This window comes from Stieleria sp. (assembly GCF_041595215.1).
GTDB classification, from domain to species: domain Bacteria; phylum Planctomycetota; class Planctomycetia; order Pirellulales; family Pirellulaceae; genus Stieleria; species Stieleria magnilauensis.
Window position 1 is genome coordinate 1 of record NZ_JBFHKV010001008.1, and the last position, 3,152, is coordinate 3,152.

The 3,152-nt window shown below is 58.6% G+C and carries 2 protein-coding genes; both read right to left on the reverse strand.

Annotated elements, in window-relative coordinates; all coding sequences use genetic code 11:
* Positions 1 to 375: 375 nt before the first annotated feature.
* Positions 376 to 1,725 (reverse strand): DUF1552 domain-containing protein, encoded by a 1,350-nt coding sequence (locus tag ABX749_RS27385; RefSeq protein ID WP_372898825.1) that lies wholly within the window; start codon positions 1,723 to 1,725, stop codon positions 376 to 378.
* Positions 1,726 to 1,729: 4 nt separating this feature from the next.
* On the reverse strand, positions 1,730 to 3,152 hold a 1,423-nt coding region (locus ABX749_RS27390), incomplete at its 5' end, for a DUF1592 domain-containing protein (protein WP_372898827.1).

The window sequence follows — 3,152 nt, forward strand, 5'->3', positions numbered from 1 at the left end:
CGCCTGAAGGCTAAACACCAACGTGCGCTGGTGTGCAGGCTTCAGCCGCCTCGTCTCGCTGCGGAGCAGCGACCGGGAATCGCCTGAAGGCTAGACACCAACGTGCGCTGGTGTGCAGGCTTCAGCCGCCCACTCTCGCTGCGGAGCAGCGACCGAGAATCGCCTGAAGGCTAAACACCAACGTGCGCTGGTGTGCAGGCTTCAGCCGCCTCGTCTCGCTGCGGAGCAGCGACCGGGAATCGCCTGAAGGCTAAACACCAACGTGCGCTGGTGTGCAGGCTTCCTGAGCTGGTGACCTGATTCCTACCACACGCCAAGCTAAAGCTTGCGAAGCGGCAAGCTGGAAGCTTACCCCACTTTTTGCAAGACAGAAGCCTACCCCGCTTTTACCAACTCTTCGATCACTCCGGTGGAGTCTTGGAAAGTGTCACCGGGGTCGACACCGGCCCGGTCCAGCATGGTGTGCCAAACACGTGACAGCGGAGTCTGTTCAGGTAGCCGAAGGTGGCCTTGGTGTGCAACGCCGGCGGCCTTGCCGCCGAACAGGCAGGTCGGCAAGCGGTCTTTGGAATGCCCGATCCCCATCCCGCTCGAAAATCCCAACAGCGTGTGATCCAACAAGCTCGAACCGTCGGGTTGCCCGAACGACTTCAGCCGATCGATGAAGTAATTCCAATGCGAAAGATAGATCCGATCCACCTTCGCCAACTCCGCCAGGTTTTTGGGATCGTTACCATGGTGTGTCAATTCGTGGAACCCTTTCGACACACCGAATTCGGGAAACGTCCCGCCCGAACTTTCTTGACGGACGACGTAACTGATCACGCGTGAAGAATCGGTCTCGTAGGCCAGCGCGATCAAGTCGTACATCATCCGCGCGTACTTCTCGTACACAAACTGGCCGGCGGGCATGTTGACGGTAAAGCTTTCTGAAAAATCACTCAGACCGCTGGTGTCGACGTTCGGTTTGGGTTTCACATTCCAATCGATGTCACGTTCGAGTTGTTTTTCCACTTCGCGGACGCTGCTGAAGTATTCGTCCAGCTTGACGCGATCGCGTTGACCGACGGTGCGTTCCATCTGTTTCGCATCTTCCATGACCAGGTCCAGGATGCTACGCCGTTGACGGAATCCCTTTTTCCGCAGCTCGGTTTCTTCGGGACCGTCGACCTTGAACAGTCGATTGAACAAAACATGAGGGTCATTTTCTGACGCCAGCGGGACGCCGTCACGGTTCCAGGAAAGCGTGCGCAGGTTGCCGCCGAATCCGGTGCCGCGTTGGACACAAAGCTGCAGCGAGGGGAACCGGGTCTGGCGTCCGAGTTGCTCCGCCGCGATTTGATCCATCGAGACGGAATTGTTGATCGAGCTTCCGTCTTTGGCTTTCACCCCGGTCGAAAACGTGTAATCACCTTGGTGACCGCCGCCGTGTTCCAAATAGGTTCCCGAGAGGACGGTGAAGTCGTCTTTGTGTTTAGCCAGCACCTTCAGCGTCGGCGACAACGTGTAGTCGCGTCCTTCATCCACCGGCTCCAACTGGCGCATGTTCATGCCCGTGCCGAAGTAAAAAATACCGATCCGTTTGGGCAAAGCAGGTTCGAGGCTTTCGCCGCCGGCGGTCGCCCGTTTCGGCAGCATCGCCTCCAACAGCGGCAACGCCATCGCGCCGCCGGTGCCCCGCAGTAAGGTGCGTCGACCGAGTTGGGGTGCATGGATTTTGCTCATGGTTCTATTTCTTCAAAAAGGCATCCGAAAGGACGATTCCTTCGACCAAACTCTGCAAACTGTGTCCGTTGGATTTCATGCGATCGACCAAGCCATCGATTGTAACGTGATCGCTCGGTTCGATGATGCGGCCGAGTGCGTAGGTCAACACCTTCTCAGCAAACCCGCGCAAAAACCGATCGCTTTGGCGGCGCAGCGCCGTCCGGTACTCATGAATCGTCGTAAACCGAGTTCCATCGGGTAAGGTACCGCTGGCATCGACCACCGCGTGGTCAGGCCACCAGGGACGTTCGCCATCTTGCTTGGTCCGCCACGCGCCGGTGACACTGAAGTTTTCAAGTCCCAAACCGTAGGGGTCGATCGTGCGATGGCAATGGGCACAGGCGGTGATCGTGCGGTGTTTGTCCAATCGCTGCCGCACGGTTAACAGTTCACCACTGACGTTCGGTTCGACTTCTCCGACGTTGGGCGGCGGCGGCTTGGGCGGATCGTTGAACAAGACATCCAATATGTACTTGCCGCGTTCGACGGGTTTCGTCCGATTGCCATCGCTGCCCCATTTGTGCAGCGCGGCCATGGTGGAAAGCCCGCCGCGAACCGACGGCTGCGGGAACGCGACGCGAACCATGGCGTTGCCCGTCACACCGGGAATCCCGTAGTAGCGGGCCAGCGTCTCGTTGGCCATCGTCCAATCGCTGTCCAGGAAATCGAGCAAACTGCCGCCGCTGCGCATGACTTCGCGAAAGAATTCGATCGGTTCCGCGTTGATCGCTTCGTTCAAACCGGCATTCTCGGCGCGGTAGAAATCACGGTACAGGTTTTGATCGATCGCGAAACGGTCAAACTCATCCGCCTTCAGCCATTGCCGCGCAAACCCCTCGACCAGCGCGTCAGCTTTTTCGTGTGCCAACATCCGGCGCACCTGTCGTACCAGCTCGTCTGTGTCGGTCAATCGCCGCGACGCCGCGGCCTGACGCAGTGCGTCGTCTGGAATCGTACTCCACAAAAATCGGCTCAAACGAAACGCAAGCTCATCGTCGTTGAGTGCGTCGCCACCGGCAAGGTCGTCGTTACTCGCAGGGTCACTGTTACTCGTAAGGCCACTGCTGCTCGCCGCGGCGTCGCCCGCGATCGTTCCCTCCGCTTCACGGATCAACAGAAACGAAGGGCTACACAACATCGCGACGATTCCGGATTCAATCGCATCGGGAAACGCTTCTCCGTACTCCAATTCGCTGCGAACCACGCCAACGATGCGATCGATTTCCGCCTCGCTGACGCTGCGTCGAAACGCCCGTGGCAGCAGTCGGGCAAAGATCTCGCGGGCGTAGGATTCGCCGAACTCCGACGCGTCCAAACCGCGATGAAAGATCAGCTCCGTGCTTTGGGGTGGCCACTGTTCATACAGCGGCCCTTCCAGCTCGATC

What these genes read in the sequence shown, in the direction of transcription:
- ABX749_RS27385 (WP_372898825.1), bottom strand. Translation starts at nt 1,725, where the DNA reads ATGAGCAAAATCCATGCACCCCAACTCGGTCGACGCACCTTACTGCGG.